Annotated in this window: 3 protein-coding genes and 2 pseudogenes; 1 reads left to right on the top strand and 4 read right to left on the bottom strand. The window is 61.0% G+C overall.

Annotation, left to right across the window (positions count from 1 at the left end; genetic code table 11):
* Positions 1 to 740: type IV secretory system conjugative DNA transfer family protein (locus tag C7477_RS18540; RefSeq protein ID WP_181418479.1), on the bottom strand; the 740-nt coding region annotated here is incomplete at its 3' end.
* Positions 741 to 1,079: 339 nt separating this feature from the next.
* A pseudogene (locus tag C7477_RS18535) lies at positions 1,080 to 1,211 on the bottom strand (IS66 family transposase); the annotation flags it as partial.
* Between C7477_RS18535 and tnpC the strand changes: the two are divergent.
* Positions 1,152 to 2,156: pseudogene (gene tnpC, locus C7477_RS18530) on the top strand (IS66 family transposase); the annotation flags it as partial. The pseudogenes C7477_RS18535 and tnpC overlap by 60 nt on opposite strands.
* A 20-nt stretch (positions 2,157 to 2,176) precedes the next feature.
* Here tnpC and C7477_RS18525 read toward each other — a convergent pair.
* Positions 2,177 to 2,419, bottom strand: coding sequence for a transposase (locus C7477_RS18525; RefSeq protein ID WP_245411904.1), 243 nt, complete (start codon positions 2,417 to 2,419; stop codon positions 2,177 to 2,179).
* A gap of 81 nt (positions 2,420 to 2,500) precedes the next feature.
* On the bottom strand, positions 2,501 to 2,902 hold the full coding sequence (locus C7477_RS18520) for a hypothetical protein (RefSeq protein WP_110754809.1): 402 nt from the start codon (positions 2,900 to 2,902) through the stop codon (positions 2,501 to 2,503).
* Positions 2,903 to 3,023: the final 121 nt, after the last annotated feature.

Raw genomic sequence — 3,023 nt, 5'->3', positions numbered from 1 at the left:
TTCTCCCAATGGTTCCGCTTCTCGAGGCTGCCTTCAGGATCGACCAGAATGTCGGCGATGTTCTGGACGTCACGGACCTCCCACTCGCCGCGGCGCACCTCGAGCAGCGGATTATAGGCCGACGATTTCGGATTGGTCGGATCGAACAGCAGGACGCGACCGTGCCGGGCGCGGAAACCGGCGGTAAGCTGCCAGTTCTCGCCCTTGATGTCGTGGACGATCGCCGAGCCCGGCCAGGTGAGGAGCGTCGGTATGACAAGGCCGACACCCTTGCCCGAGCGGGTGGGCGCAAAGCAAAGCACATGCTCCGGCCCGTCATGGCGCAGATATTCCCGCTCGTACCGGCCGAGCACGACGCCGTCCGGATCGAGAAGTCCCGCCGCCTGCACCTCCGCCTTCTCGGCCCAACGTGCCGAGCCATAGGTCTCGACATTCTTCGCTTCCCGCGCCCGCCAGACCGACATGCCGATTGCCACGGCCACCGAGATGAAACCGCCGGAGGCCGCGATCAACCCGCCCTTGGCGAAAACATCCGGGGCATAGGCATCGTAGAAATACCACCACCAGAAGAAGGCCGGCGGGTAATAGACCGGTATCTCCAACAGCTCGAACCATGGTGGGCCGAGTTGAGCCTGAAAGCCGAGGCTCCAGGCGACATACTCCGTCGCGCCCCATACCGCCGTTACCACGATCAGCGTGACGACGGCAATCTGGCCCCATAGAATTCTCGTTCCGGGCAACCGACAATCTCCTTCAGGAGAATAGGTCGGACGTCGGGGCGGGGAGTTTCAAGGCAACTTGAATAGCCGTCGGGTAACAGCGCACTATGGCGAAGAAATACAGGAGGAGGCGTAGCTCATGTGTTGGGCTAGCAACCATTTTGACCCAAGAGAAATCTTTCATATTCATTGTGGAATGGCTGCTTTGCGTTCAAAGCTTCCATTCGAAGGGGCCATCGGACCCTCTGCACAAAAGGGGTGTTAGAGTAACCATTTTCTATGGCAGTCGGACCGCAATGATCCAGTCAATAGTTCTCCTACGTTGAGGATGCGTTATCCACCGGCAGGCTCGTCGTCTAGTAGGATCCCCATCCATTGCGCCATCAACGACCGGCTGATCAGGGCGCCGTCGCGCTGGTAGATCGCTTCCTGCCGGTAAAGCGGCAGGCCGTCGGCGTATTTCGACACGGCGATATAAGCCAGCAGCCGTTCGGCGCCTGCGCGACAGCCTTGAAGCCGATCCACGAACTGATCCGCGCCCATGTGCTGGCAGGCGAACGGCTGCACGCCGATGATACCACCGTGCCGCTTCTGGCCAGAGGCGCGACAAAGGAGGCGAGGCTGTGGACTTATGTGCGCGACGACCGCCCCTTCGCGGGAGTTGCCGCGCCGGCGGCGGTCTTCCACTTCTCCGCCGACCGCCAGATGGTCCATCCCAACCAGCATCTTTCCGGCTGGAAAGGCACCCTACAGGCCGACGCCTATAGCGGCTATAATGACCTCTATCGCATGGACCGAAGTCCCGGGCCGGTGACGAACGCCCTGTGCTGGAGCCATGCACGGCGCAAATTGTTCGAACTGGCCGACATCGCCGGCAATGTTCGCAAAGGCAAAGCCGCGCATGAGATCTCGCCGCTCACGCTTGAAGCTGTAACCCGTATCGATGCTTTGTTCGCCATCGAGCGCGGCATCAACGGCAAGCCCGCCGGGGAGCGCCGTGCCGCCCGGCAGGAACAGGCTCGCCCGCTCGTCGATGACCTGCATGGCTGGCTCACGGCCCAGCGCGCGCAGATGTCCAGGCACAATCCCGTCGCCAAGGCGATCGACTATATGCTGGGCAAGCAAGGGCAATGGGAGGCTTTTACCCGCTTTCTCGACGATGGCCGGATCTGCCTGACCAACAATGCCGCCGAACGGGCGTTGCGCGGCATCGCCCTGGGCCGCAAGGCATGGCTCTTCGCCGGGTCGCAGCGCGGCGGCGAGCGCGCTGCCTTCATCTATTCGCTCATCGTCACCGCCAAGATGAACAATATCGATCCGCAGGCTTGGCTCGCCGATGTGCTCGAAAGAATGCCCGCCCTTCCTGTCTCCAGGCTGCCCGAACTGTTGCCGTGGAATTGGAGGACCGCTGGACATGCCAAGCAACAAGCCGCCTGACGCACCAACTTATGCTTCGCCTAGGAAACGAACCGGGCAGGCACATCACCACGAGCGGTCTTGCGAACCTGACGCGCCTCCACCGCCTTGCGCCGCCCGGTGAAAAGTTGTGACGGACGAATGCCAACCCGATGCGCGATCATCGAAACGCTTGCACCCGGCTCCAGCGCTTCCGCCACAATTTGCGCCTTGAATGCATCCGACCACCGCCGGCGGGGCTGTTGCGGAGCGCCTTCAAGACGATCCGCCACCGCTTCGGTCATGTGAAAACTTCTGGTTCCAGCCATAGTGCAGACATAGTCGCTCACTTCACAACATAATATCCGCTACCAATACCCTCCCGGTCATATACTCCGCCAGACGGGGTCTGCCGCAGCCGGCAGGATTCCGTTCACCCGCGTCGGCTTGACCGCGTTCTCCAATTTGAGCTGAGTGCCCACCACCAGTCTTTGGCCAATGAGTCGCTGTTCGGCGCCTCGCGAGCTACAGACCAGCGATAACTTCTGCGCCTGCCCATCGGCCATGGCCGTGGCGAGTGCAGTGCTCGAATGCTGCGTGCCTTTGCATTCGATCAGATGAAACTTACCCGCCGCGTCGACGGCGGCATAGTCTGCCATCTTCATCATTCCGACCTTTGGTGGCATACCGTCCTGACTGGCCACGAGGCCGTGTTGGGCCAGCCGGTAAAGAAACGCCCGGCCATCGACGCAGGCGACATAATCGAACGCCTCATAGAGTACGGTCATGCCCAGACCCACGCCTAGGTGTTTGATCCCAGACTTTAATGGTGCATTCTTTTCTCAGGAATGGAAGGAATCATTATGGGCCAGTTTCTCCATGGGAGCGCCACGACGACTGAGGCAGTCC

The organism is Paramesorhizobium leguminum, assembly GCF_003217235.1.
In the GTDB taxonomy this organism is placed as follows: domain Bacteria; phylum Pseudomonadota; class Alphaproteobacteria; order Rhizobiales; family Rhizobiaceae; genus Paramesorhizobium; species Paramesorhizobium leguminum.
Note: the sequence above shows the minus strand (reverse complement) of the source record. Positions and strands in the feature narration are given on the sequence as shown.

What these genes read in the sequence shown, in the direction of transcription:
- C7477_RS18525 (WP_245411904.1), bottom strand. Translation starts at nt 2,419, where the DNA reads ATGACCGAAGCGGTGGCGGATCGTCTTGAAGGCGCTCCGCAACAGCCC.
- C7477_RS18520 (WP_110754809.1), bottom strand. Translation starts at nt 2,902, where the DNA reads ATGACCGTACTCTATGAGGCGTTCGATTATGTCGCCTGCGTCGATGGC.